Annotated in this window: 24 protein-coding genes; 20 read left to right on the top strand and 4 right to left on the bottom strand. The window is 71.5% G+C overall.

The window, feature by feature from the left end:
• Positions 1 to 145 precede the first annotated feature (145 nt).
• Entirely contained in the window at positions 146 to 2,347 is a 2,202-nt protein-coding gene (locus AB0M16_RS14385; protein WP_365342495.1) for an elongation factor G-like protein EF-G2, read from the bottom strand.
• 505 nt (positions 2,348 to 2,852) lie between these two features.
• Here AB0M16_RS14385 and pgsA point away from each other — a divergent pair.
• From pgsA to AB0M16_RS14465, 16 genes are all read left to right on the top strand, one after another.
• Positions 2,853 to 3,512 (top strand): phosphatidylinositol phosphate synthase, encoded by a 660-nt coding sequence (pgsA, locus tag AB0M16_RS14390; protein WP_365342497.1) that lies wholly within the window; start codon positions 2,853 to 2,855, stop codon positions 3,510 to 3,512.
• Positions 3,509 to 4,453, top strand: coding sequence for a phosphatidylinositol mannoside acyltransferase (locus tag AB0M16_RS14395; RefSeq protein ID WP_365342499.1), 945 nt, complete (start codon positions 3,509 to 3,511; stop codon positions 4,451 to 4,453). Before pgsA ends, AB0M16_RS14395 begins: the two co-directional genes overlap by 4 nt.
• The gene (locus AB0M16_RS14400) at positions 4,450 to 5,607 is read left to right on the top strand and encodes a glycosyltransferase family 4 protein (RefSeq protein WP_365342501.1); all 1,158 of its coding nucleotides are present in this window, start codon (positions 4,450 to 4,452) and stop codon (positions 5,605 to 5,607) included. The genes AB0M16_RS14395 and AB0M16_RS14400 overlap by 4 nt, the downstream gene beginning before the upstream one ends.
• Positions 5,608 to 5,838: 231 nt before the next feature.
• Positions 5,839 to 6,474, top strand: coding sequence for an N-acyl homoserine lactonase family protein (locus AB0M16_RS14405; RefSeq protein ID WP_365342503.1), 636 nt, complete (start codon positions 5,839 to 5,841; stop codon positions 6,472 to 6,474).
• An 11-nt stretch (positions 6,475 to 6,485) separates the two neighbouring features.
• On the top strand, positions 6,486 to 7,028 hold the full coding sequence (locus tag AB0M16_RS14410) for a hypothetical protein (RefSeq protein ID WP_365342505.1): 543 nt from the start codon (positions 6,486 to 6,488) through the stop codon (positions 7,026 to 7,028).
• A 125-nt stretch (positions 7,029 to 7,153) separates the two neighbouring features.
• Complete coding sequence (gene pdxS, locus AB0M16_RS14415; protein ID WP_345282237.1) at positions 7,154 to 8,068, top strand: pyridoxal 5'-phosphate synthase lyase subunit PdxS; 915 nt, start codon at positions 7,154 to 7,156, stop codon at positions 8,066 to 8,068.
• 6 nt (positions 8,069 to 8,074) lie between these two features.
• Positions 8,075 to 8,662, top strand: coding sequence for a pyridoxal 5'-phosphate synthase glutaminase subunit PdxT (gene pdxT / locus AB0M16_RS14420; protein WP_365342507.1), 588 nt, complete (start codon positions 8,075 to 8,077; stop codon positions 8,660 to 8,662).
• Positions 8,663 to 8,724: 62 nt separating this feature from the next.
• On the top strand, positions 8,725 to 9,477 hold the full coding sequence (locus tag AB0M16_RS14425) for a YebC/PmpR family DNA-binding transcriptional regulator (protein WP_365342509.1): 753 nt from the start codon (positions 8,725 to 8,727) through the stop codon (positions 9,475 to 9,477).
• 110 nt (positions 9,478 to 9,587) lie between these two features.
• Positions 9,588 to 10,118: a crossover junction endodeoxyribonuclease RuvC gene (gene ruvC / locus AB0M16_RS14430; protein ID WP_365342511.1), complete on the top strand. Its 531-nt coding sequence runs from the start codon at positions 9,588 to 9,590 to the stop codon at positions 10,116 to 10,118.
• Entirely contained in the window at positions 10,115 to 10,747 is a 633-nt protein-coding gene (gene ruvA / locus AB0M16_RS14435) for a Holliday junction branch migration protein RuvA (protein WP_365342513.1), read from the top strand. Before ruvC ends, ruvA begins: the two co-directional genes overlap by 4 nt.
• A 32-nt stretch (positions 10,748 to 10,779) precedes the next feature.
• Positions 10,780 to 11,856 carry a Holliday junction branch migration DNA helicase RuvB gene (gene ruvB / locus AB0M16_RS14440; RefSeq protein WP_365342515.1) on the top strand — a complete coding sequence of 359 codons (1,077 nt, stop codon included), beginning with the start codon at positions 10,780 to 10,782 and terminating at the stop codon, positions 11,854 to 11,856.
• A gap of 187 nt (positions 11,857 to 12,043) precedes the next feature.
• The gene (gene yajC / locus AB0M16_RS14445) at positions 12,044 to 12,502 is read left to right on the top strand and encodes a preprotein translocase subunit YajC (protein WP_365342517.1); all 459 of its coding nucleotides are present in this window, start codon (positions 12,044 to 12,046) and stop codon (positions 12,500 to 12,502) included.
• Positions 12,503 to 12,647: 145 nt separating this feature from the next.
• Positions 12,648 to 14,408: a protein translocase subunit SecD gene (gene secD, locus AB0M16_RS14450; protein WP_365342520.1), complete on the top strand. Its 1,761-nt coding sequence runs from the start codon at positions 12,648 to 12,650 to the stop codon at positions 14,406 to 14,408.
• Between the two features lies 1 nt (position 14,409).
• Positions 14,410 to 15,489: a protein translocase subunit SecF gene (gene secF / locus AB0M16_RS14455; protein ID WP_365342522.1), complete on the top strand. Its 1,080-nt coding sequence runs from the start codon at positions 14,410 to 14,412 to the stop codon at positions 15,487 to 15,489.
• Complete coding sequence (locus tag AB0M16_RS14460) at positions 15,486 to 16,037, top strand: adenine phosphoribosyltransferase (RefSeq protein ID WP_365342524.1); 552 nt, start codon at positions 15,486 to 15,488, stop codon at positions 16,035 to 16,037. Before secF ends, AB0M16_RS14460 begins: the two co-directional genes overlap by 4 nt.
• Before the next feature lie 237 nt (positions 16,038 to 16,274).
• Positions 16,275 to 18,740, top strand: a complete 2,466-nt coding sequence (locus AB0M16_RS14465; RefSeq protein ID WP_365342526.1) for a bifunctional (p)ppGpp synthetase/guanosine-3',5'-bis(diphosphate) 3'-pyrophosphohydrolase — start codon at positions 16,275 to 16,277, stop codon at positions 18,738 to 18,740.
• Between the two features lie 127 nt (positions 18,741 to 18,867).
• Here AB0M16_RS14465 and AB0M16_RS14470 read toward each other — a convergent pair whose 3' ends face one another.
• Positions 18,868 to 20,097 (bottom strand): DUF349 domain-containing protein, encoded by a 1,230-nt coding sequence (locus tag AB0M16_RS14470; protein WP_365342528.1) that lies wholly within the window; start codon positions 20,095 to 20,097, stop codon positions 18,868 to 18,870.
• A gap of 221 nt (positions 20,098 to 20,318) precedes the next feature.
• Complete coding sequence (locus AB0M16_RS14475; protein WP_365342530.1) at positions 20,319 to 21,104, bottom strand: peptidylprolyl isomerase; 786 nt, start codon at positions 21,102 to 21,104, stop codon at positions 20,319 to 20,321.
• 153 nt (positions 21,105 to 21,257) lie between these two features.
• On the opposite strand from AB0M16_RS14475, the gene AB0M16_RS14480 reads away from it, so the two are divergent.
• Together AB0M16_RS14480 and hisS are read left to right on the top strand one after the other, a co-directional pair.
• A complete protein-coding gene (locus AB0M16_RS14480; protein WP_365342532.1) occupies positions 21,258 to 21,977 on the top strand; it encodes an MBL fold metallo-hydrolase in 720 nt (239 codons plus the stop codon).
• Positions 21,978 to 21,989: 12 nt separating this feature from the next.
• Positions 21,990 to 23,252, top strand: coding sequence for a histidine--tRNA ligase (hisS, locus tag AB0M16_RS14485; RefSeq protein WP_365342534.1), 1,263 nt, complete (start codon positions 21,990 to 21,992; stop codon positions 23,250 to 23,252).
• 79 nt (positions 23,253 to 23,331) lie between these two features.
• On the opposite strand, the gene AB0M16_RS14490 is transcribed toward hisS, so the two are convergent.
• Entirely contained in the window at positions 23,332 to 24,195 is an 864-nt protein-coding gene (locus AB0M16_RS14490) for a DUF3592 domain-containing protein (RefSeq protein ID WP_365342536.1), read from the bottom strand.
• A 173-nt stretch (positions 24,196 to 24,368) separates the two neighbouring features.
• On the opposite strand from AB0M16_RS14490, the gene AB0M16_RS14495 reads away from it, so the two are divergent.
• Positions 24,369 to 24,995, top strand: a complete 627-nt coding sequence (locus AB0M16_RS14495; protein WP_365342538.1) for a vitamin K epoxide reductase family protein — start codon at positions 24,369 to 24,371, stop codon at positions 24,993 to 24,995.
• A 55-nt stretch (positions 24,996 to 25,050) separates the two neighbouring features.
• The gene (locus AB0M16_RS14500; protein ID WP_365342783.1) at positions 25,051 to 26,406 is read left to right on the top strand and encodes a replication-associated recombination protein A; all 1,356 of its coding nucleotides are present in this window, start codon (positions 25,051 to 25,053) and stop codon (positions 26,404 to 26,406) included.
• Positions 26,407 to 26,431 lie beyond the last annotated feature (25 nt).

Genomic DNA, 26,431 nt, shown 5'->3' on the forward strand with positions numbered 1-26,431 from the left:
CGCCGGATGCGTCACCGGAGCGGGGGAGGCGGCCGAATGCACGAGGGGGCGGCCGAATGCCGCCCGCCGGAGGGGAGTTGGGTGGGCGGCACCGGTGCCATGGGGCCGACGGGCCGTGTCGCCGAGGGCGACGGCCCGTCAGCGGCTAGCCCTTCGTCACCTGTTCACGGACCTTGTCCGCCAGGTGCGGGGGCATCGCCTCGTGCCGTGCGTACACACGGTCGAAACTGCCCGTCCCGTGCGAGACGGACCGCAAATCCACCGCGTACCGCCCGATCTCGATCTCCGGCACCTCCGCGCGCACCAGGGTCCGCCCCGGCCCGGCCTGCTCGGTGCCGACCACCCGGCCGCGCCGGCCCGACAGATCGCTCATGACCGGGCCCACGTAGTCGTCCGGGACCATGACGGTCACCTCCGCGACCGGCTCCAGGAGACGGATCGACGCATCGGCCGCCGCCTCCCGCAGGGCCAGGGCGCCCGCCGTCTGGAAGGCCGCGTCGGAGGAGTCCACCGAGTGCGCCTTGCCGTCGCGCAGGGTCACCCGGATGTCGACCAGCGGATAGCCGGCCGCGACCCCGCGGGCCGCCTGCGCCCGGATGCCCTTCTCCACGGACGGGATGAACTGACGGGGAACGGCTCCGCCGACCACCTTGTCGACGAACTCGATGCCACTGCCCGGGGGCAGCGGCTCCACGTCGATCTCGCAGATCGCGTACTGGCCGTGCCCGCCCGACTGCTTCACGTGCCGGCCCCGCCCGGCCGCCGCCTCGCCGAAGGTCTCCCGCAGCGACACCCGGTGCGGCACGGTGTCGACCTGCACGCCGTAGCGGCCGCGCAGCCGCTCCAGGGCCACGTCCGCGTGTGCCTCGCCCAGGCACCACAGCACGACCTGATGCGTGTCCTGGTTCTGCTCCAGGCGCATCGTCGGGTCCTCGGCCACCAGCCGGGCGAGCCCCTGGGACAGACGGTCCTCGTCGGCCTTGCTGTGCGCCTCGATCGCCAGCGGCAGCAGCGGCTCCGGCATCGACCAGGGTTCCATCAGGAGCGGGGCGTCCTTGGCGGACAGGGTGTCGCCCGTCTCCGCCCGGGCCAGTTTGCCCACGCACGCGAGGTCGCCCGCCACGCAGTGCGCGAGCGTGCGCTGCTGCTTGCCGAACGGGGAGGTCAGCGCGCCCACCCGCTCGTCGACGTCGTGGTCCTCGTGCCCGCGGTCGGCCAGGCCGTGCCCCGACACGTGCACCGTCTCGTCGGGACGCAGGGTGCCCGAGAAGACCCGGACCAGCGAGATCCGCCCCACGTAGGGGTCCGAGGAGGTCTTCACGACCTCGGCGACCAGCGGCCCGTCGGGATCGCACGACAGCGCCGGGCGCGGCTCGCCCGCCGGGGTCGTGACGGCCGGTGCCTCCCGCTCCAACGGGGTCGGGAAGCCGCCCGTGATGAGTTCCAGGAGCTCGACCGTGCCGAGTCCCTGCTTCCCGCCGTCCGACGCCGGCGCCGCCGCCAGCACCGGATGGAAGGTGCCGCGCGCGACCGCCTTCTCCAGGTCGTCGACCAGCGTCTTGAGGTCGATGTCCTCGCCGCCGAGGTAGCGGTCCATGAGGGTCTCGTCCTCGCTCTCGGCGATGATCCCCTCGATCAGCCGGGCCCGGGCCTCCGCGAGCAGCGGCCGCTGCGTCTCGTCCGGCGGGTCCTCCCGCCTCGCCCCGGTCGAGTAGTCGAAGATCCGCTCCGTGAGCAGGCCGACCAGGCCGGTGGCGGGCGCGTGCCCGTCGGCGCCCTCGGCGCCGCGCACGGGCAGGTACAGCGGGAGCACGGCATCGGGGTCGTCGCCGCCGAACAGCGAGGCGAGGACCTCGGTCAGGCGCGTGTAGTCGGTGCGGGCGGTGTCCAGGTGGGTGACGACGATCGCCCGCGGCATGCCGACCGCGGCGCACTCCTCCCACACCGCACGGGTCGAGCCGACCACCGCGTCGGCCTCCTGTGCCGCCGAGACGACGAAGAGGGCCGCGTCCGCCGCGCGCAGACCGGCCCTCAGTTCCCCGACGAAGTCGGCGTATCCGGGTGTGTCCAGGAGGTTGATCTTGTATCCGTCCCATTCGACCGGGACGAGCGAGAGCTGTACGGAACGCTGCTGGCGGTGCTCGATCTCGTCGTAGTCCGAGACCGTCCCGCCGTCCTCGACGCGCCCCGCACGGTTGACCGCCCCCGCGGTCTGCGCCAGGGCCTCGACGAGGGTCGTCTTGCCCGATCCGCTGTGGCCGACCAGCACCACGTTCCGTACGGCCGAGGGCCGGTCGGCCGTTGGAGCCCTGCCGGCGGCCCCGGAGATGTTCGCCTTGTCGCCCATGATGTCTTCCTCCCGACTGCTCGTACGGTGAGGTGGGGCGCGGGCGCGGGGGAGTGGTGGCACCCGGCGGCACACGGCCGCCTGTCGCGTGCGACTCCGGCGACGCCCGCGGTTGTCCTTCGAGCTTTGCACCGACGTCACGGTGCGTCCATACGTCGTACGCGCGCGGGGCGCCGGTGTTACGGCAGGGGGGTGTCCGCGCGCGGGGCGCGCCGGCGTACGGCAGGGGGGTACGCGGAGGGCGGGCGGGTTCCGGCCGCGGTGCGGGCGAGGTGCCGTTCCGGGGCGGTCCCCAGGGCGATTCCCGGGCGAACCCGGGGCGATTCCAGGGCGTTCCCCCAGGGTGATTCCGGGGTGATTCCGGGGCGATTTCGGGGCGTTCCCCGGGCGGGCGACGCGGCTGGCGGGTGCCGCCGCTCCCGCGGGGGCCCGCGTGGCTACGATGGGTGAGCCGGTGGTCGTAGGGGCCGCGCGGCCCACCGAACCTCGGGAAGGCCAACAGGCCATGCTGAACAAGTACGCGCGTGCGTTCTTCACGCGTGTCCTCACACCGTTCGCCGCGTTCCTGCTCCGCCGGGGGGTGAGCCCCGACGCCGTCACACTCGTCGGTACCGCGGGGGTCGTGGCCGGCGCGCTGGTCTTCTTCCCCCGCGGGGAATTCTTCTGGGGCACGATCGTCATCACGCTGTTCGTCTTCTCGGACCTCGTCGACGGCAACATGGCGCGGCAGGCCGGGATCTCCAGCCGCTGGGGCGCCTTCCTCGACTCGACCCTCGACCGGGTCGCCGACGGCGCCATCTTCGGCGGCTTCGCCCTCTGGTACGCGGGCAAGGGCGACGACAACGTCCTGTGCGCCGTCGCGATCTTCTGCCTGGCCAGCGGCCAGGTGGTGTCCTACACCAAGGCCCGAGGCGAATCGATTGGTCTCCCCGTCGCCGTCAACGGCCTCGTCGAGCGGGCCGAACGGCTCGTGATCTCCCTGGTCGCCGCCGGCCTCGCCGGACTGCACACCTTCGGCGTGCCCGGCATCCAGGTGCTGCTGCCCATCGCCCTGTGGATCGTCGCGGTCGGCTCCGCCGTGACCCTGGGCCAGCGGGTCGTGACCGTACGCAGGGAGTCGGCGGAGGCGGACGCCGCCGCCCGGGGGAGCGAGGCGACGTCATGAGCGGATTCGGACGGTTCGGCGGGTTCGGCGGCATCAGGGACAGCGTGACCGACGGGCTGTACGGGCTCGGCTGGGCCACGGTCAAGAAGCTGCCCGAGCCGGTCGCGAAGAGCCTCGGCCGGCGCATCGCCGACACGGCGTGGAAGCGGCGCGGAAAGAGTGTCCTGCGGCTGGAGTCCAACCTCGCGCGGGTCGTCCCCGACGCCTCCCCGCAGCGCCTCGCCGAGCTGTCCAAGGCCGGCATGCGCTCCTACATGCGCTACTGGATGGAGTCCTTCCGGCTGCCCACCTGGAGCCAGGAACGGGCGGCCGACAGCTTCGACCCCAAGGACGTCCACCACCTCACGGACGGGCTCGCCTCCGGGCGCGGCGTCGTCCTCGCCCTGCCCCACATGGCCAACTGGGACCTCGCCGGGATCTGGGTGACGCGAGGACTCGGCCTGCCGTTCACGACCGTCGCCGAGCGGCTCAAGCCCGAGTCGCTGTTCGACCGGTTCGTGGCCTACCGCGAGTCCCTCGGCATGGAGGTCCTGCCGCACACCGGCGGCGCCGCCTTCGGCACCCTGGCGCGGCGGCTGCGGGCCGGCGGCCTGGTCTGCCTCGTCGCCGACCGCGACCTGTCCGCCTCCGGCGTCGAGGTCTCCTTCTTCGGCGAGCCGGCCCGGATGCCCGCCGGGCCGGCGATACTCGCCCAGCAGACCGGGGCGCTGCTGCTGCCCGTGACGCTCTGGTACGACGACACCGACGTCATGCGGGGCCAGGTGCACGCGCCGATCGACGTGCCCGAGTCAGGCACCCGCGCCGAGAAGGCGTCCGTCATGACACAGGCCCTCGCCGACGTCTTCGCCGGGGGCATCGCGGACCACCCGGAGGACTGGCACATGCTGCAGCGACTGTGGCTGGCGGATCTCGAGCCGCGGCAGGAGGAAGGGACGGCGTGAGGATCGGCATCGTCTGCCCGTACTCCTGGGACGTGCCGGGCGGCGTCCAGTTCCACATCCGCGACCTCGCCGAGCACCTCATCCGGCTCGGCCACGAGGTCTCCGTCCTCGCGCCCGCCGACGACGAGACCCCGCTCCCGCCGTACGTCGTGTCGGCCGGCCGCGCCGTGCCCGTCCCGTACAACGGCTCCGTCGCGCGCCTCAACTTCGGCTTCCTCTCCGCCGCGCGGGTCCGGCGCTGGCTGCACGAGGGCACCTTCGACGTCGTGCACATCCACGAGCCGACCTCGCCGTCGCTCGGGCTGCTCACCTGCTGGGCGGCGCAGGGGCCGATCGTGGCCACCTTCCACACGTCCAACCCGCGCTCGCGCGCGATGATCGCCGCGTACCCGATCCTCCAGCCCGCCCTGGAGAAGATCAGCGCCCGGATCGCCGTGAGCGAGTACGCGCGCCGCACGCTCGTCGAGCACCTCGGCGGCGACGCGGTCGTCATCCCCAACGGCGTCGACGTCGACTTCTTCGCGCGGGCCGAGCCGAAGAAGGAGTGGCAGGGCGGCACGCTCGGCTTCATCGGGCGGATCGACGAGCCCAGGAAGGGCCTGCCGGTCCTCATGAAGGCGCTCCCGAAGATCCTCACCGAGCGCCCCGACACCAGGCTGCTCGTGGCCGGGCGCGGCGACGAGGAGGAAGCCGTCGCCTCGCTGCCGCGCGAGATGCGGTCGCGGGTCGAGTTCCTCGGCATGGTCAGCGACGAGGACAAGGCGCGGCTGCTGCGCAGCGTCGACGTGTACGTGGCGCCCAACACGGGCGGCGAGAGCTTCGGCATCATCCTCGTCGAGGCCCTGTCGGCCGGCGCGCCGGTGCTCGCCGCCGACCTCGACGCCTTCGCACAGGTCCTCGACCAGGGCGCGGCCGGCGAGCTCTTCGCCAACGAGAACGCCGACGACCTCGCCGACCGGGCCATCCGCCTCCTCGGCGACGAGCCCCGCCGCGACGAACTCCGCGCCCGTGGCTCCGCGCACGTCCGCCGATTCGACTGGTCGACGGTCGGCGCGGACATCCTCGCGGTCTACGAGACGGTGACGGACGGCGCGGCGTCGGTGGCGACGGACGAACGCACGGGCGGCGGCCTGCGGGCGCGACTGGGGTTGTAGCCGGGCCTCCGTGTGCCCGTTCTTCCCGCAGGGCGGGACGGGTGGGCACACGGGACGCGGGCCCTTGCCGGGCCCCGGTTCTCGGCGCCCTGACGCTCGCCCGCCGGGGCGCCGCGTCGAAAGACGCGCGGGACCGCCGGGGTCCGCCGCCTCGGCGCCGGACGCCCCCGCCCTTGTCCGCTCTCGGCGGAGCCGCGCACCGCGGGACGCCGGGCGGGGCAGGCTGCCCGCATGATCTCCGTCGAGTGCCTCGATCTCGGACACTTCATCCGGCCCGCCGCGGAGTGGGGCGGCCCCCACGATCGTGAGGAGCCGGTCCTCGCGTACCTCGTGCGGTACGAGGGCGGGAGTCTGCTGTTCGACACCGGGATGGGGACCGGGTCCCCGGAGACCGACGCGCACTACCGGCCGGTCCGCAGGCCGTTGGGGGTCGAGCGGGGGGACGTCGATCTCGTGGTCAACTCGCATCTGCACTTCGACCACATCGGCGGCAACCAGCGCTTCCCGGACACCCCCGTCATCGTGCAGCGCACGGAGCTGGCCACGGCCCGGGCCGGCGGCCACACGATCGATTCGCTGCTCCCCGGCGTGCGGTACCAGGAGATCGACGGGGAGCACGAGATCGCGGAGGGGGTGCTCGTGCTGCCGACGCCCGGGCACACCGACGGGCACCAGTCGGTGGTGCTCGACGAGGGGGAGCGGGTGACCGTGCTCGCCGGGCAGGCCTACGACTTCGCGCGCGAGTTCGGGACGCCGTACCGGCCGTGGATCGCGCGGATCGGGGAGCTGGCGGGCGGGCGTGCCGTGCGCGTCCTGTTCGCCCATGACCGGGAGGTTCGGGAAGGGACGCTGCCAGCGCCCGGGTAGCCTGTGCGCCCGTGACCGAAACCCTGATCTGGACCGCCGTCGCGCTGATTCTCGTCGGCATCTATCTGAGCTGGACCGCCGGCCGCCTCGACCGGCTGCACACGCGGATCGACGCCGCGCGCGCCGCGCTCGACGCGCAGCTGTTGCGGCGGGCCTCGGTCACCCAGGAGCTCGCCACGTCGGGGGTGCTCGATCCCGCCGCGTCGATCGTGCTGTACGAGGCGGCCCACGCGGCCCGGCAGGCCGAGGAGGATCACCGCGAGGTCGCCGAGAGCGAGCTGAGCCAGGCGCTGCGGGCGGTGTTCGGCGAGCCGGAGCAGGTCGAGGTGGTGCGGGCGGCGCCCGGCGGCGAGGAGGCGGCCGGGGAGCTCGCGGCGGCGGTGCGCCGGGTGCCGATGGCGCGGCGGTTCCACAACGACGCCGTGCGGGCGGCCCGGGCGCTGCGACGGCACCGTAAGGTGCGCTGGTTCCGGCTGGCAGGACACGCGCCGTTCCCCATGGCCTTCGAAATGGATGATGAACCGCCCGCGGCACTTGCGGATCGCCCCGTCTGATCGTCTTCAGCCTTCGTAATCCGTGAAAACGATCCACCGGCTCCACATTGGCCCTTGATGTGGACCGGTCGTGGACTGTTTCCTCGCTCTAGTCGTCAACCCCGTTGTCACGAGTGAGGTACCCCGTGTCCACCACGCCTTCCACCACCCCGCAGTCCCCCGAGACCGGCACCGCCCGTGTCAAGCGCGGCATGGCCGAGCAGCTCAAGGGCGGCGTGATCATGGACGTCGTCAACGCCGAGCAGGCGAAGATCGCCGAGGACGCCGGCGCCGTGGCCGTCATGGCCCTGGAGCGGGTTCCCGCCGACATCCGCAAGGACGGCGGCGTCGCGCGGATGTCCGACCCGAACATGATCGAGGAGATCATCGGCGCGGTCTCCATCCCGGTCATGGCGAAGTCCCGCATCGGTCACTTCGTCGAGGCCCAGGTCCTGCAGTCGCTGGGCGTGGACTACATCGACGAGTCCGAGGTCCTCACCCCGGCCGACGAGGTCAACCACTCCGACAAGTGGGCCTTCACCACCCCCTTCGTGTGTGGCGCCACCAACCTGGGCGAGGCCCTCCGCCGCATCGCCGAGGGCGCGGCCATGATCCGCTCCAAGGGCGAGGCCGGCACCGGCAACGTCGTCGAGGCCGTCCGCCACCTGCGCCAGATCAAGAACGAGATCGCCAAGCTGCGCGGCTTCGACAACAACGAGCTGTTCGCCGCAGCCAAGGAGCTGCGCGCCCCGTACGAGCTCGTCAAGGAGGTCGCCGAGCTCGGCAAGCTGCCGGTCGTGCTGTTCTCCGCCGGTGGTGTGGCCACCCCGGCCGACGCCGCGCTGATGCGTCAGCTCGGTGCCGAGGGCGTCTTCGTCGGCTCCGGCATCTTCAAGTCGGGCGACCCGGCCAAGCGCGCCGCCGCCATCGTGAAGGCCACCACCTTCTACGACGACCCGAAGGTCATCGCGGACGCCTCCCGCAACCTGGGCGAGGCCATGGTCGGCATCAACTGCGACACCCTGCCCGAGGCCGAGCGCTACGCGAACCGGGGCTGGTAAGCACCCATGAGCACTCCCGTCATTGGTGTCCTGGCCCTCCAGGGCGACGTACGGGAGCACCTGATCGCCCTGGCCGCGGCCGACGCCGTGGCCAGGCCCGTCAGGCGCCCCGAGGAGCTCGCCGAGATCGACGGTCTGGTCGTCCCCGGTGGCGAGTCCACCACCATCTCCAAGCTCGCCGTGCTGTTCGGCCTCATGGAGCCGCTGCGTGAGCGGATCGCCGCGGGCATGCCGGTGTACGGCACCTGCGCCGGTCTCATCATGCTCGCCGACAAGATCCTCGACCCGCGCTCGGGCCAGGAGACCTTCGGCGGCATCGACATGATCGTGCGCCGCAACGCCTTCGGGCGACAGAACGAGTCCTTCGAGGCGGGCGTGACCGTGGCGGGGATCGACTCTCCCGTCGAGGGCGTCTTCATCCGCGCCCCGTGGGTCGAGTCCGTCGGCGCCGAGGTCGAGGTGCTCGCCGAGCACGACGGCCACATCGTCGCCGTGCGGCAGGGGCGGCTGCTCGCCACCTCGTTCCACCCCGAGCTCACCGGCGATCACCGGATCCACGAGCTGTTCGTGGACATGGTGCGCGCCGAGGGGTGACCCGATCCTTGTAGGATCTCTGGGGTTCGTTCAGAAATGGGTTACGCGAAGGAGACAGGCAGATGTCCGGCCACTCTAAATGGGCTACGACGAAGCACAAGAAGGCCGTGATCGACGCCAAGCGCGGCAAGCTCTTCGCGAAGCTGATCAAGAACATCGAGGTCGCGGCCCGCACCGGCGGGGCCGACCCGGACGGCAACCCGACGCTCTACGACGCCATCCAGAAGGCCAAGAAGTCGTCCGTTCCGAACAAGAACATCGACTCCGCGGTCAAGCGCGGCGGCGGCCTCGAGGCCGGCGGCGTCGACTACGCGACGATCATGTACGAGGGCTACGGCCCGAACGGTGTCGCGGTGCTCATCGAGTGCCTCACCGACAACCGCAACCGCGCCGCCTCCGACGTGCGCGTCGCCATGACCCGCAACGGCGGCTCCATGGCCGACCCGGGCTCGGTGTCGTACCTGTTCAACCGCAAGGGCGTCGTCGTGCTGCCCAAGGGCGAGCGGTCCGAGGACGACGTCCTGGAGGTCGTGCTCGACGCGGGCGCCGAGGAGGTCAACGACCTCGGCGAGAGCTTCGAGGTCATCAGCGAGGCCACCGACCTGGTCGCGGTCCGTTCCGCGCTCCAGGAGGCCGGCATCGACTACGACTCGGCCGAGTCCAGCTTCGTCCCGACCATGCAGGTCGAGCTCGACGAGGAGGGCGCGCGCAAGATGTTCAAGCTGATCGACGCCCTGGAGGACAGCGACGACGTGCAGAACGTCTTCGCCAACTTCGACGTCAGCGACGAGGTCATGGAGAAGGTCGACGCCTGATTGCGGGCTTTCTCAGCAGCGGGCCGACGGGACACACCCCGTCGGCCCGCTGCGTTGTCAGTGGCAGCCGATAGCCTGCACAAACAGACTTGCGACCAGGAGGGGGCGGAGTGCGCGTACTCGGGGTGGACCCGGGGCTCACCCGGTGCGGCGTGGGCGTGGTCGAGGGGGTCGCGGGACGCCCGCTGACCATGCTCGGCGTCGGCGTGGTGCGAACGCCCGCAGACGCCGACATCGGCCTCCGGCTGGTCGACATCGAGCGGGGCATCGAGGAGTGGATCGACCGCTTCCAGCCCGAACTCGTCGCCGTGGAGCGGGTGTTCAGCCAGCACAACGTGCGCACGGTGATGGGCACCGCCCAGGCCAGCGCCGTCGCCATGCTGTGCGCCGCCCGGCGCGGACTGCCCGTCGCCCTGCACACCCCCAGCGAGGTCAAGGCCGCCGTCACCGGCAGCGGCCGCGCCGACAAGGCCCAGGTCGGCGCCATGGTCACCCGGCTGCTCCGGCTCTCCGCGCCGCCCAAGCCCGCCGACGCCGCCGACGCCCTCGCCCTGGCCATCTGCCACATCTGGCGCGCCCCCGCCCAGAACCGCCTCCAGCAGGCCGTCGCCCTGCACGCCTCGAAAGGCCGCCCGTCATGATCGCCTTCGTCAGCGGCCCGGTGGCCGCCCTCGCCCCCACGACCGCCGTCGTCGAGGTCGGGGGCGTGGGCATGGCCGTCCAGTGCACCCCCGGCACGATCGCCGGACTGCGCCTCGGCGAGCACGCGCGGCTCGCCACCTCCCTCGTCGTACGGGAGGACTCGCTGACCCTGTACGGCTTCGCGGACGACGACGAGCGTCAGGTCTTCGAGCTGCTCCAGACCGCCAGCGGGGTCGGGCCGCGGCTCGCCCAGGCGATGCTCGGCGTGCACAGCCCCGACGCGCTGCGGCTCGCCGTCTCGACCGGGGACGAGAAGGCGCTGACGGCGGTGCCGGGCATCGGCAAGAAGGGTGCCCAGAAGCTCCTCCTCGAACTGAAGGACAAGCTCGGCGCCCCGCTCGGCAGCAGTGGCCTCGTCGGGCAGCAGCGCGCGGTCGCCGCCGGGCCTGCGCCGTGGACCGAGCAGCTCTCGGCCGCGCTCATCGGCCTCGGATACGCGAGCCGCGAGGCGGAGGAGGCCGTCGCCGCCGTGACGCCGCAGGCCGAGGCCGCGCTCGCCGAGACCGGCTCCGCGCCCGTCCCGCAGCTGCTGCGCGCAGCCCTGCAGACCCTCAACCGCGCCCGCTGACCGGCCGTACGAACGAGAAGGCAACCACCACCGTGAACTGGGACGACGAAACGGCACCGGCAGAGGAGCGCCTCGTCGGCGCCTCCGCCGAGGGCGACGACCAGGCCGTCGAGGCCGCGCTGCGCCCCAAGGACCTGAGCGAGTTCGTCGGCCAGGAGAAGGTCCGCCAGCAGCTCGACCTGGTCCTGAAGGCGGCCCGGCAGCGCGGCGCCACCGCCGACCACGTCCTGCTCTCCGGCGCGCCCGGCCTCGGCAAGACCACGCTGTCGATGATCATCGCGGCGGAGATGAACGCGCCGATCAGGATCACCAGCGGCCCCGCCATCCAGCACGCCGGCGACCTCGCCGCCATCCTGTCCTCCCTGCAGGAGGGCGAGATCCTCTTCCTCGACGAGATCCACCGGATGTCCCGGCCCGCCGAGGAGATGCTCTACATGGCGATGGAGGACTTCCGCGTCGACGTCATCGTCGGCAAGGGCCCCGGCGCCACCGCCATCCCCCTGGAGCTGCCGCCCTTCACGCTGGTCGGCGCCACCACCCGGGCCGGCCTCCTGCCGCCGCCGCTGCGCGACCGCTTCGGCTTCACCGGCCACATGGAGTTCTACGAACCGCACGAGCTGGAGCGGGTCGTGCGCCGCTCCGCCGGACTCCTCGACGTCGAGATCGACCCGGACGGGGCCGCCGAGATCGCCGGCCGCTCCCGCGGCACGCCCCGCATCGCCAACCGGCTGCTGCGCCGCGTGCGGGACTACGCCCAGGTCAAGGCCGACGGAGTGATCACACGGGAGATCGCCGCCGCCGCCCTCGGCGTGTACGAGGTCGACAGCCGCGGCCTCGACCGCCTCGACCGCGCCGTCCTGCAGGCCCTGCTCAAGCTCTTCGGCGGCGGACCGGTCGGTCTGTCCACCCTCGCGGTCGCCGTGGGGGAGGAGCGCGAGACGGTCGAGGAGGTCGCCGAGCCCTTCCTCGTACGCGAGGGACTGCTGGCCCGCACGCCCCGTGGCCGGGTCGCCACCCCGGCGGCCTGGACCCACCTCGGACTGGTTCCGCCGCAGGCAGCGGGCCCGGGAACGGCGGGAACGGGACAACAGGGGCTCTTCGGGGCGTGACCCCCTCGTGTGAGGTGACCGACGGCGCGGATACTCGCCTCACCAGGAACCACGGTGCGATGCTGGGCGTTGTTCCAATGATGCGGACTCGCCTAGACTCCGCCGGTGCCGCCCTTTCTGGTCGGCGTACCCACCCCCGAAGATCAGGCCGCGGTTCCTCCGCGACCGTGCGAAGGAAACCCGTCCCGTGAACATCGTGACCCTCCTCCCCTTCATCGTCCTCATCGGGGCCATGTTCCTGATGACCCGCTCCGCCAAGAAGAAGCAGGCGCAGGCGGCGCAGATGCGCAACGAGATGCAGCCCGGCACCGGCGTGCGCACCATCGGGGGGATGTACGCCACCGTCAAGGAGATCGGCGACGAGACCGTCCTCCTCGAGGTCGCGCCCGGCGTGCACGCCGTCTACGCCAAGAACGCCATCGGCGCGGTGCTTGAGGACTCCGAGTACAACCGCATCGTCCACGGCGACGACGACACCGACACCGTCGTCCCGGACGACGCGTCCTCGCTCACCGAGGCCGCCGACGCCGCCGAGGGCCAGGAGGGGGCGGCCAAGGCCGACCTGACCAAGAAGGACGCCGCCGAGGCGGCCGACTCCAAGGTCGAGAAGGACGGCAAGGCCGACGGGGAGACCGAGGCGAAGTAATCGTCCCCGGGGCAGGCGCGGGCGCCCACCGGCGTCCGCCGCCCCGGACCGGTTCGACGTCTGCGGGGGCAGGTCCCCACACATACTTCGTGGCCGTCTCTCGCCCACCCGGCGGGGGACGGTTTGGACAGGGAGAAACGACAAGGTGGCAGCACCGAAGAAGGGCCGAAGGCCGGCGGGGGGCCAGAGCCGGCCGGGCCGCGCCCTGGCACTCATTCTGATCGCCATGGTCGCGCTCACCGGCGGCATGTTCTGGTCGGGGCACACCACCCCGCGCCTGGGCATCGACCTCGCCGGCGGCACGTCGATCACGCTCAAGGCGAAGCCGGAGCCGGGTCAGGAGTCCGCCCTCAACGAGACCAACATGAACACGGCGGTCGGCATCATCGAGCGCCGCGTCAACGGTCTGGGTGTCTCCGAGGCCGAGGTCCAGACGCAGGGCCGCGAGAACATCATCGTCAACATCCCCAAGGGGACGAACGAGAAGCAGGCCCGCGAGCAGGTCGGTACGACCGCCCAGCTGTACTTCCGGCCGGTCCTGGCCGTCGCCTCGGCCGAGCAGCCCGCGCCGAACCCGAGCGCCACGCCGAGCTCCTCCGCCTCGCCGAAGCCGAAGGCCTCCGGCTCCACCGCGGACAAGGGCAAGGGCGGCACGACCGCCACCCCGTCGTCGAGCGCCTCCACCCAGGGCCGCGCGGTCTCCGAGGCCCTCAAGGCGCCGAGCCCGACGCCCACCGCGAGCTCCTCCTCGTCGACGAAGCCGTCCTCGACGCCGAAGCCGACGCAGTCGGGTGACGCCGCCGCCAACGCCCTGCAGCAGAAGTTCGCGGCGCTGAACTGCCTCGACCCCAAGCAGCGCTCCGCCGCCGGCCAGGGCACCAAGCCGGCCGACCCGGTCGTCGCCTGTGGCAAGAACTCGCTCGGCCAGTGGGAGAAGTACCTGCTCGGCCCGGCCGAGGTCGACGGTAAGGACGTCGACGACGCCAAGGGCGTCTTCGACCAGCAGCGCGGCATGTGGATCGTCACCATGGACTTCACGGGCGAAGGCTCGAAGAAGTTCCAGAAGATCACCGGCAAGCTGTCGCAGCAGACCGAGCCGCAGAACCAGTTCGCGATCGTCCTCGACGGCGAGGTCGTCTCGGCCCCGTCCGTGCGTCAGACGCTGAGCGCCAGCGCCGAGATCTCCGGCAGCTTCAACCAGCAGTCGGCCCAGGACCTCGGCAACATCCTGTCCTACGGTGCCCTGCCGCTCTCCTTCGACACCCAGAGCGTCGACACCGTCACCGCCGCCCTCGGCGGCGAGCAGCTCCAGGCGGGCATGATCGCCGGCGCCATCGGCCTCGGCCTGGTCATCCTCTACCTGGTGGTCTACTACCGCGGCCTGTCGTTCATCGCGATCCTCAGCCTCGGCGTCTCGGCCCTGCTCACCTACGTGATCATGGCCCTGCTCGGCCCGGCCATCGGCTTCGCGCTGAACCTGCCGGCCGTCTGCGGCGCCATCGTGGCCATCGGTATCACCGCGGACTCGTTCATCGTGTACTTCGAGCGCATCCGCGACGAGATCCGCGAGGGCCGCACCCTGCGTCCGGCCGTCGAGCGCGCCTGGCCGCGGGCCCGGCGCACCATCCTGGTCTCCGACTTCGTGTCGTTCCTCGCCGCCGCGGTGCTCTTCATCGTCACCGTCGGCAAGGTCAAGGGCTTCGCGTTCACACTCGGCCTGACCACGCTGCTCGACATCGTGGTGGTGTTCCTCTTCACCAAGCCGGTGATGACGCTGCTCGCCCGTACGAAGTTCTTCGGCAACGGTCACAAGTGGTCCGGTCTGGACCCGAAGCGTCTCGGTGCCAAGCCGCCGCTGCGCCGCTCCCGCCGTCAGTCCGCCCCCGTCGACCCGAAGGAGGCGTGAGATGTCGAAGCTCGGAGATCTCGGCGCCCGGCTCCACCGAGGTGAGGTCGGCTACGACTTCATCGGCAACCGCAGGATCTGGTACGGCATCTCGATCCTGATCACCATCACGGCGATCGTGGCGCTCGCGGTGCGCGGCCTGAACATGGGCATCGAGTTCCAGGGCGGCGCCGTCTTCACCACCCCGAAGACGGACGTCTCGGTCTCCCAGGCGCAGCACTACGCGGAAATGGCCTCCGGCCACGACGCGCTGGTGCAGCAGCTCGGCAGCGGCTCCCTGCGCATCCAGGTCGGCGGTCTCGACACCGAGAAGTCCGACCAGGTCCGCGCGGAGCTCGCCAAGGACCTGAACGTCCCCGAGACGAAGATCGCGGCGGAGATCGTCGGCCCCAGCTGGGGTGACCAGATCGCCACCAAGGCCTGGACAGGCCTCGCGGTCTTCATGATCCTCGTGGTGATCTACCTCGCCATCGCCTTCGAATGGCGCATGGCGGTCGCGGCCCTCATCGCGCTGATCCACGACCTCACCATCACCGTCGGCATCTACTCGCTGGTCGGCTTCGAGGTCACGGTCGGTACGGTCATCGGTCTGCTGACGATCCTCGGTTACTCGCTCTACGACACGGTCGTCGTCTTCGACTCGCTCAAGGAGCAGACGAAGGGCATCACCAAGCAGACCCGCTGGACCTACAGCGACGTCGCCAACCGCTCGATCAACAGCACCCTGGTCCGCTCGATCAACACCACGGTCGTGGCCCTGCTCCCGGTCGCCGGTCTGCTCTTCATCGGCGGCGGGTTCCTCGGCGCCGGCATGCTGAACGACATCTCGCTGTCGCTCTTCGTGGGTCTCGCCGCCGGCGCGTACTCCTCGATCTTCATCGCCACGCCGCTCGTCGCCGACCTCAAGGAGCGCGAGCCGGCGATGCAGGCCCTGAGGAAGCGCGTCATGGCCAAGCGGGCCGCCGCGGCCGCCAAGGGCGAGTCCCTGGACGATCTCGCGGACGACGCGGCGGACCTCGGCGCCGAGCCGGCCGTCGTCGGCCAGCGCGGCCGCCGCGGCCGCACGGAGCGCCGCGGATGACCGCCGAGGCGCAGAGCACCACCGACCTGCTCCTCAGCCGGATCAGGGACGTCGCCGACTACCCGAAGCCGGGGGTGCTGTTCAAGGACATCACCCCGCTGCTCGCGGACCCGGAGGCGTTCACGGCGCTCACCGACGCCCTCGCCGCGCTCTGCGCGGCGCAGGGCGCCACGAAGATCGTCGGCCTGGAGGCCCGCGGCTTCATCCTGGCCGCGCCGGTCGCCGTCCGCGCGGGACTCGGCTTCATCCCGGTCCGCAAGGCCGGGAAGCTGCCCGGGGCCACCCTCCGGCAGGCGTACGAGCTGGAGTACGGCACCGCCGAGATCGAGGTGCACGCCGAGGACCTGGCCGCGGGCGACCGCGTCATGGTCATCGACGACGTCCTCGCCACCGGCGGCACCGCCGAGGCCTCCATCGAGCTCATCCGGCGTGCCGGGGCCGAGGTCGCCGGCGTCGCGGTCCTCATGGAGCTGGGCTTCCTGCCCGGCCGGACCCGCCTGGAGCCCGTCCTGGACGGCGCACCGCTCACCGCGCTGATCACCGTCTGACGGCAGTCGTCCTGCGAAAGGGGCGGCCCGGGGAATTCCCCGGGCCGCCCCCGTCGTTTTCCGGACACAGCCCGGAACGGGTTCCGGCGAAGCACCACGGGCGTCCTCGGGGCGTCTCAGCCCCCAGGCACGTGAGCACAGGCGCTTCCAGGTCGATACGATGGCCTTTCCGGGCCTGACCGGGGGACCCGGGAACTCCCCCAGACTCCGTCCGGGGGTACCGCCAGAGGAGCGCTCTTGCCAGACGAGGCCCAGCCACTCTCCGCCGCGCAGCCCGAGCAGCGGGCCGACAAGGCCGCGCAGCAGGCCGACGCGCCCCAGAACCCGCCCGCGGAGACCAGGCCCCGGCCCGCGGCACCCGCACCGGCCCCGTCCGCCCGGCCCACGCCGCCCCCGCCCGCCCGCTCGGGCGGCTCCTCCAGCCGCGTCCGTGCCCGGCTCGCCCGCCTCGGTGTCCAGCGCTCCTCCCCGTACAACCCGGTCCTCGAACCGCTGCTGCGGATCGTCCGCTCCAACGACCCGAAGATCGAGACGGCGACCCTGCGCCAGATCGAGCGCGCCTACCAGGTCGCCGAGCGCTGGCACCGCGGCCAGAAGCGCAAGAGCGGCGACCCGTACATCACGCACCCGCTCGCCGTCACCACGATCCTCGCCGAGCTCGGCATGGACCCCGCGACGCTGATGGCCGGGCTGCTCCACGACACCGTCGAGGACACCGAGTACGGCCTGGAGGACCTGCGCCGCGACTTCGGCGACCAGGTCGCCCTGCTCGTCGACGGCGTCACCAAGCTCGACAAGGTCAAGTTCGGCGAGGCCGCGCAGGCCGAGACCGTCCGCAAGATGGTCGTCGCCATGGCCAAGGACCCCCGGGTCCTGGTCATCAAGCTCGCCGACCGCCTGCACAACATGCGCACGATGCGCTACCTCAAGCGGGAGAAGCAGGAGAAGAAGGCCCGCGAGACCCTGGAGATCTACGCCCCGCTGGCGCACCGGCTGGGCATGAACACCATCAAGTGGGAGCTGGAGGACCTCGCCTTCGCGATCCTCTACCCCAAGATGTACGACGAGATCGTCCGGCTCGTCGCCGAGCGCGCCCCCAAGCGCGACGAGTACCTCGCCATAGTGACCGACGAGGTCCAGACCGACCTCCGGGCCGCCCGCATCAAGGCCACCGTCACCGGCCGGCCCAAGCACTACTACAGCGTCTACCAGAAGATGATCGTCCGCGGCCGTGACTTCGCGGAGATCTACGACCTGGTCGGCATCCGCGTCCTCGTGGACACCGTCCGCGACTGCTACGCGGCGCTCGGCACCGTCCACGCGCGATGGAACCCGGTCCCCGGCCGGTTCAAGGACTACATCGCGATGCCGAAGTTCAACATGTACCAGTCGCTGCACACGACGGTCATCGGACCCAACGGCAAGCCCGTCGAGCTGCAGATCCGCACCTTCGACATGCACCGCCGCGCCGAGTACGGCATCGCCGCGCACTGGAAGTACAAGCAGGAGGCCGTCGCCGGCGCCTCCAAGGTGCGCACCGACGTGCCGAAGAAGGCCGGCAAGGACGACCACGTCAACGACATGGCGTGGCTGCGCCAGTTGCTGGACTGGCAGAAGGAGACCGAGGACCCCTCGGAGTTCCTGGAGTCGCTGCGCTTCGACCTCTCGCGCAACGAGGTCTTCGTCTTCACGCCGAAGGGTGACGTCATAGCGCTGCCCGCCGGCGCCACCCCCGTCGACTTCGCGTACGCCGTGCACACCGAGGTCGGCCACCGGACGATAGGCGCCCGCGTCAACGGACGCCTGGTGCCACTGGAGTCCACCCTCGACAACGGCGACCTCGTGGAGGTCTTCACCTCCAAGGCCGCCGGCGCCGGACCCTCCCGGGACTGGCTGGGCTTCGTCAAGTCGCCGCGCGCCCGCAACAAGATCCGGGCCTGGTTCTCCAAGGAGCGCCGCGACGAGGCCATCGAGCAGGGCAAGGACGCCATCGCGCGCGCCATGCGCAAGCAGAACCTGCCGATCCAGCGGATCCTCACCGGCGACTCGCTGGTCACCCTCGCCCACGAGATGCGCTACAGCGACATCTCCTCGCTGTACGCGGCGATCGGCGAGGGCCATGTCACGGCCCAGTCCATCGTCCAGAAGCTGGTCCAGGCCCTCGGCGGCGAAGAGGCCGCCACCGAGGACATCGCCGAGACCGCCCCGCCGACCCGCGGCCGCACCAAGCGCCGCTCCAGCGCCGATCCGGGCGTGGTCGTCAAGGGCGTCGACGACGTGTGGGTGAAGCTGGCCCGCTGCTGCACCCCGGTGCCCGGCGACCCCATCATCGGCTTCGTCACCCGCGGCAGCGGCGTGTCCGTGCACCGCAGCGACTGCGTCAACGTCGAGTCGCTGTCCCGGGAGCCCGAGCGGATCCTGGAGGTCGAGTGGGCGCCCACCCAGTCGTCGGTCTTCCTGGTCGCCATCCAGGTCGAGGCGTTGGACCGCTCCCGGCTCCTCTCGGACGTCACCCGCGTCCTGTCGGACCAGCACGTCAACATCCTGTCGGCGGCCGTCCAGACCTCCCGCGACCGGGTGGCCACCTCCCGCTTCACCTTCGAGATGGGCGACCCGAAGCACCTCGGCCACGTCCTGAAGGCGGTCCGGGGCGTGGAGGGCGTGTACGACGTCTACCGCGTCACGAGCGCGCGCAGGCCGTAGCGGGAAGCCACGGCGGCGCGGCAGGCCGCCGACGGCGAGGAAGCGACGACGGCGTACGAGGAGGGCCCCCGGCAGCGCGCCGGGGGCCCTTCTCGTCGTGCGTCAGGGCATCAGCCGCCGAACGGCATCAGCCGCCGAACTCCTGCAGGCCCTTCAGGGCCTGGTCGAGCAGCGCCTGACGGCCCTCGAGCTCCTTGGCGAGCTTGTCGGCCTTGGCGTCGTTGCCGGCGGCGCGGGCGGCGTCGATCTGCTTGCGCAGCTTGTCGACGGCGTCCTGGAGCTGGCCCGTGAGACCCGCGGCGCGCGCCCGGGCCTCCGGGTTGGTGCGGCGCCACTCGGCCTCCTCGGCCTCCTGGATCGCCCGCTCCACCGCGTGCATCCGGCCCTCGACCTTCGGGCGGGCGTCGCGCGGCACGTGGCCGATGGCCTCCCAGCGCTCGTTGACGGAGCGGAAGGCCGCGCGGGCCGCCTTCAGGTCCGTCACCGGCAGCAGCTTCTCGGCCTCGGTGGCGAGCTCCTCCTTCAGCTTGAGGTTCTCGCCCTGCTCGGCGTCGCGCTCCGCGAAGACCTCGCCACGGGCCGCGAAGAAGACGTCCTGGGCGCCGCGGAAGCGGTTCCACAGGTCGTCCTCGTGCTCGCGCTGGGCGCGGCCCGCCGCCTTCCAGTCCGCCATCAGCTCGCGGTAGCGGGCGGCCGTCGCCCCCCAGTCGGTGGAGCCGGACAGCGCCTCGGCCTCGGCGACCAGCCTCTCCTTGGTCTTGCGGGCCTCCTCGCGCTGCGAGTCGAGCGCGGCGAAGTGGGCCTTGCGACGCTTGGAGAACGCCGAGCGGGCGTGTGAGAAGCGGTGCCACAGCTCGTCGTCGGACTTGCGGTCGAGCCGCGGAAGGCCCTTCCACGTGTCCACGAGCGCCCGGAGCCGCTCGCCCGCGGAACGCCACTGCTCGCTCTGAGCCAGCTCCTCGGCCTCGGTGACCAGGGCCTCCTTGGCCGAGCGGGCCTCGTCGGCCTGCTTCGCCTTCTGGACCTTGCGCTCCTCGCGGCGGGACTCCACCGTCTCGGTCAGCTTGTCGAGTCGGGTCGCCAGCGCGGCCAGGTCGCCCACCGCGTGGTGCTCCGCGACCTGCTGACGGATGTGCTCGATGGCCGTCGTGGCGTCCTTGGCGGAGAGGTCGGTGGTCCTCACCCGCTTCTCGAGGAGGCCGATCTCGACCACCAGGCCCTCGTACTTGCGCTCGAAGTAGGCCAGCGCCTCCTCGGGGGTGCCGGCCTGCCACGATCCGACGACCTGCTCGCCCTCGGCCGTACGCACGTACACGGTGCCCGTCTCGTCGACGCGGCCCCACGGGTCGCTGCTCACAGCGCCTCCTCACCATGATGCCGTCGCGGGGGCCCCGCCCCCTGGCATCGTCCACGGTTTCCCGGCGGGCCTCGCCCGCCCTCCACAGCACGGCCGACGGCCTGCGCTGCACAACGCCAATCTAGGCGAACGGCGGCCCGGCTGTCCGCACTCAGCACGACCGAAATTCAACGGTCACGCGCAGGTGTGGTCCCCGGGCCGCCGCTGCCGCCCTCGTCGGCTCACTTCTTGCCGACGGTCGCCTTCTCGATCGTCACGGCCTTCTGCGGCGCGCCGTCGCCCGAGCCACCCGCGACACCGGCCTTGGCGACCTCCTCGACGACCTTGATGCCGGCAGCGTCGAAGGTGCCGAAGGGGGTGTAGTTCGGCGGGAGCTTGGTGTCCTTGTAGACGAGGAAGAACTGGCTGCCGCCGGTGCCCGGGCCGGCGTTCGCCATGGCCACGGTGCCCTTCGGGAAGGTCACGGTGCCGTCCGCGCCCGCCTTGCCGAGCCCGTTCAGGTTCTCGTCCGGGATCGAGTAGCCGGGGCCGCCGGTGCCGTCGCCCTTGGGGTCGCCGCACTGCAGCACGTAGATGCCCGAGGTGGTCAGGCGGTGGCACTTCGTCCCGTCGAAGTACTTCTTGTCGGCGAGGTGCTTGAAGGAGTTCACGGTGTGCGGGGCCTTCGCCGCGTCCATCGTGACCGTGATCGCGCCGACGTTCGTCGTGAGGGCCATCGTGTACGTGGCCTTCTTGTCGACCGACATCGCCGGCTCGGGCTGCGCCTTCGTCGGCTCGGTGCTCGGCGTGTTCGACGGCTCGGCCGCGACGTTGTCCGAGCCCTTCGAGTCGTCGTCGGTCAGGGCCACCGACGCCCACACGGCGCCGCCCGCGGCGAGCACCACGGCGAGCGAGGAGGCGATGACGGTGTTCCGCCGCGACCTGCGCCGTGCCTCCTCACGCCGCTGCTGCTGCCGCTGGTACTTGTCCCTGGCGAGCTGCCGCCGCCGCTGATCGCTGCTGACCACCGGGTCCGCTCCTTGTCGATCGTCTGTTCTGTCCTGGCCGGGTGTGCCCGTACCGTATACGGGTTGGCTGTGGAATACGCACCGCCGGTAGGCTCTGATCTGCTGCATTCCGCATCGCCGCAGCCAACTGCCGGACGAGACAAGAGGAAGATCGTGCTGATTGCCGGGTTCCCCGCCGGGGCCTGGGGCACCAACTGCTACGTGGTCGCCCCCGCCGCAGGCGAGGAGTGCGTCATCATCGACCCGGGCCACCAGGCCGCCCAGGGAGTCGAGGAGACGCTGAAGAAGCATCGGCTCAAGCCCGTCGCGGTGGTCCTCACCCATGGCCACATCGACCACGTCGCCTCCGTCGTCCCGGTCTGCGGCGCCCATGACGTACCCGCGTGGATCCATCCCGCCGACCGGTACATGATGAGCGACCCGGAGAAGGCCCTCGGCCGCTCCATCGGGATGCCCCTCATGGGCGAGCTGACCGTGGGCGAGCCCGACGACGTGCACGAGCTCACCGACGGCGCCGAGCTGCGGCTCGCCGGTATGGAGTTCTCCGTCGCGCATGCGCCCGGTCATACCAAGGGGTCGGTGACCTTCAGGACCCCGGAGACCACGGAGATCCCCTCCGTGTTCTTCTCCGGAGACCTGCTGTTCGCCGGCTCCATCGGACGCACCGACCTGCCCGGCGGTGACATGGACGAGATGCTGGAGTCGCTGGCCCGCGTGTGCCTGCCGCTCGACAACTCGACCGTGGTGCTGTCGGGGCACGGTCCCCAGACGACCATCGGCCAGGAACGCGCCACCAACCCCTATCTGCGGCAGGTGGCGGCGGTCCGGCAAGGGAGCAGCAGTGATTTCCGGGCTCCCCGACGAGGAATGTGACGAGAGACTTCCGTGAGCACCTTCAAGGCCCCCAAGGGCACGTACGACCTGATCCCGCCCTTCTCGGCGAAGTACCTGGCGGTCCGCGAGGCCATCTCCGGCCCGCTGCGCACGGCCGGCTACGGCTACGTCGAGACCCCCGGCTTCGAGGACGTCAACCTGTTCGCCCGCGGTGTCGGCGAGTCCACCGACATCGTCACCAAGGAGATGTACGCCTTCGAGACCAAGGGCGGCGACAAGCTCGCCCTGCGCCCCGAGGGCACCGCCTCCGTGCTGCGCGCGGCCCTGGAGGCCAGCCTGCACAAGCAGGGCAACCTCCCGGTCAAGCTCTGGTACTCCGGCTCGTACTACCGCTACGAGCGCCCGCAGAAGGGCCGCTACCGCCACTTCTCGCAGGTCGGTGCCGAGGCCATCGGCGCGGAGGACCCGGCGCTCGACGCCGAGCTGATCATTCTGGCCGACCAGGCCTACCGCTCGCTCGGCCTGCGGAACTTCCGCATCCTGCTGAACTCCCTCGGCGACAAGGAGTGCCGCCCCGTCTACCGCGAGGCCCTGCAGACCTTCCTGCGCGGGCTCGACCTGGACGAGGAGACCCTGCGCCGCGCCGAGATCAACCCGCTGCGCGTGCTCGACGACAAGCGCGAGTCGGTGCAGAAGCAGCTGGCCGACGCCCCGCTGCTGCGCGACTACCTGTGCGACGCGTGCAAGGCGTACCACGAGGAGGTGCGCGCGCTGATCACCGCTGCGGGCGTGGTCTTCGAGGACGACGCCAAGCTGGTGCGCGGTCTGGACTACTACACCCGGACCACCTTCGAGTTCGTCCACGACGGTCTGGGCTCGCAGTCGGCGGTCGGCGGCGGTGGCCGCTACGACGGCCTGTCCGAGATGATCGGCGGCCCGGCGCTCCCGTCGGTGGGCTGGGCGCTCGGTGTGGACCGCACGGTCCTGGCCCTGGAGGCCGAGGGCATCGAGCTGGACCTCCCGGCGACGACCAGCGTCTTCGCCGTCGCGCTCGGCGAGGAGGCGCGCCGTCTGCTCTTCGGCAAGGTCACCGAGCTCCGCAGGGAGGGCGTCGCCGCGGACTTCTCCTTCGGCGGCAAGGGCCTCAAGGGTTCGATGAAGGACGCCAACCGCTCCGGCGCCCGCTTCACCGTCGTGGCCGGCGAGCGCGACCTCGCCGAGGGCGTGGTGCAGCTCAAGGACATGGAGTCCGGCGAACAGCAGCCGGTCGCCCTGGACGCGCTGGTGGAGACGGTGAAGGCGAAGCTCGCCTGAGCCGAGTCCGTACGGACGTACGGGAAGGGGCCCGGACCGCGGAGGACGCGGACCGGGCCCCTTCCGTGTCGTGGGGCGGTCAGCCGCCGAAGGTCAGCACGAGCAGCGCGATCGGCGGGCCGGCCGAGGCAACGACCAGGCCCAGGGCGAGGCCGCTCAGCACGAGCGACCAGAAGAAGTGCGAGAAGGTCAGGGTTCGCCCGGCCCGGGTGCCGGGGTCCTGGGGGTCGTACCGCAGCGCGATCCGGCCGGATCCGCCCTGGCCGGCGCGGCCCACGCAGGACAGCACCTCGTGCTGCTCGCCCTCCTCGGTGGTGAAGCGCAGCATCGGGTAGTACAGCGCGTTGTCGCCGCCCTTGCGGCGGTGCTGGAGGACCTCGCCGTTCACCATCACACCGCGCCGCAGCAGGATCCACGGGTCGCGCAGCATGTGGTCCCAGGCGAACCGGCAGACCAGCCAGGCGCAGGGGCCGAGAAGGGCCGACAGCAGGATCGTCATGCCTGCCGCCGACGCGGTGTTCTCGTCGTACGGGTACGTGACGAGCAGCACGAGGCCGAGCAGCGCCTCCACGAACAGGATCCGGAACCACCACGAGCCGAAGGGGTTGCCCGCGCGGGTCGTCGACGTCACCTGGGACAGCCCGTTCGGGCGTCGTCCCGCCGCCTCGGCGGCCGCGCGCACCGCCGTGGCGAAGGTGCGGGCCGCGGCGACCGAGGAGTGCCCCATGCGCTGGGCGGCGGCGTGGTCGACGTCGTCGTCGGAGCGCCCGGTCAGCTGCACCACCAGGCCGTACGCGTGCACCTCGACGTCGTGGATCGCCGTCACCGGGATCCGGGTCACGTGCCGGCCCCGGACGATCTCGACGGCCTCGCCGTGGAACGTGGCCCGCTCACGGATGCCGGCGGGTGCGACGACGGTGAGCGGAGCGGATGCGGTGGTCAAGGACACTCCCGGTCGGTACGAAGATCGCAACAGCGCGCCAGATGCTCGCACGCCCCCGCCCCGCAGTCGAGGGCCTTACTCCCCGCACACGCCACCCGTGCCACCCTGTGCGGCACAATGACCGTGCTCGGTCAGCGGGACGAGCCCAGAGCGAGAAGAGCGAGTAGACCGACATGACGAAAGCAGCGGCCGCGAACGAGACCGCCGTGCGGGAGGACTCCCGCACCATCGGGGCCGGCCGTGCCTTCGCCTGGCTCCTGGTGATCACCGGGGCGGCCGGGCTGCTCGCCTCCTGGGTGATCACGCTCGACAAGTTCAAGCTCCTGGAGGACCCGAACTTCACGCCCGGGTGCAGCCTGAACCCGATCGTGTCGTGCGGCAGCGTCATGAAGAGCGAGCAGGCCTCGGCGTTCGGCTTCCCGAACCCGATGCTCGGCCTCGTCACCTACGCCGTGGTGATCGCCATCGGCGTCGGCCTCCTCGCCGGGGCCCGCTACCGGCGCTGGTACTGGCTCGGCCTCAACGCGGGCACCCTCTTCGGCGTCGGCTTCTGCACCTGGCTGATGACCCAGTCGCTGTACGAGATCAACGCCCTGTGCCTGTGGTGCTGCCTCGCCTGGGTCGCCACCATCGTCATGTTCTGGTACACGACCTCGCACAACGTCCGACGCGGCGTCATCCCCGCCCCCTCCGGCCTGCGCACCTTCTTCGACGAGTTCACCTGGGTCCTGCCGGTGCTGCACGTCGGCATCATCGGCATGCTGATCCTGACCCGCTGGTGGGACTTCTGGACCAGCTGAGCCCGGCACCGCTCCTGGACCGGACTGTCAGTGCTCTCGCTTAGGCTTCATGACCGTGGAGCCCGACCTCTTTACCGCAGCCGCAGAAGAACGCCAGGAGAAGGACCCGGCCGGCAGCCCGCTGGCCGTCCGGATGCGTCCGCGCACCCTCGACGAGGTGGTGGGCCAGAGCCATCTGCTCAAGCCCGGATCACCGCTGCGCCGGCTCGTCGGGGACGGTGACGGGGGACCGGCGGGTGCCTCCTCCGTGATCCTGTGGGGTCCGCCCGGCATCGGCAAGACCACCCTCGCGTACGTGGTCTCGAAGGCCACCAACAAGCGCTTCGTCGAGCTCTCCGCGATCACCGCGGGCGTCAAGGAGGTCCGCGCCGTCATCGACGGGGCCCGGCGGGCCGTCGGCGGCTACGGCAAGGAGACCGTCCTCTTCCTCGACGAGATCCACCGCTTCTCCAAGGCCCAGCAGGACTCGCTGCTCCCGGCCGTGGAGAACCGCTGGGTGACGCTGATCGCCGCCACCACCGAGAACCCGTACTTCTCGGTGATCTCCCCGCTGCTCTCCCGCTCGCTGCTGCTCACCCTGGAGCCGCTCACCGACGACGACCTGCGCGCACTGCTGCGCCGGGCGCTCGACGAGGAGCGCGGGCTCGGCGGAGCGGTGACCCTGCCCGAGGACGCCGAGGCCCATCTGCTGCGGATCGCCGGCGGCGACGCGCGGCGCGCCCTGACCGCCCTGGAGGCGGCCGCGGGCGCCGCGATCGCCAAGGGCGAGCCGGAGATCAGCCTGGAGACGGTCGAGGAGACCGTCGACCGGGCGGCGGTGAAGTACGACCGGGACGGCGACCAGCACTACGACGTGGCGAGCGCCCTCATCAAGTCGATCCGCGGCTCGGACGTGGACGCGGCCCTGCACTATCTGGCGCGGATGATCGAGGCGGGGGAGGATCCGCGGTTCATCGCCCGCCGTCTGATGATCTCCGCGAGTGAGGACATCGGCCTCGCCGACCCGGGCGCCCTGCCGCTCGCGGTGGCCGCCGCCCAGGCCGTCGCGATGATCGGCTTCCCCGAGGCGGCGCTGACCCTGAGCCACGCCACGATCGCCCTGGCCCTGGCCCCGAAGTCCAACGCGGCGACGAACGCGATCTTCGCCGCGCAGGCCGACGTCCGCAACGGCCTGGCGGGCCCGGTCCCGCCCCACCTGCGCGACGGCCACTACAAGGGCGCCGCCAAGCTGGGTCACGCCCAGGGATACGTGTACCCCCACGACGTCCCGGGTGCCATCGCGCCCCAGCAGTACGCCCCGGACACCGTCCACGGCAAGCGCTACTACGAGCCGACCCGCTACGGGGCGGAGGCCCGCTACGCGGACGTGGTGGAGAAGGTCCGTGCGCGCCTGAAGGGCGAGGACGGCTGAGCCGTCCCGTGCTCTGCTCGTGATC

It is taken from the genome of Streptomyces sp. NPDC051921 (genome assembly GCF_040680975.1).
GTDB lineage: Bacteria > Actinomycetota > Actinomycetes > Streptomycetales > Streptomycetaceae > Streptomyces.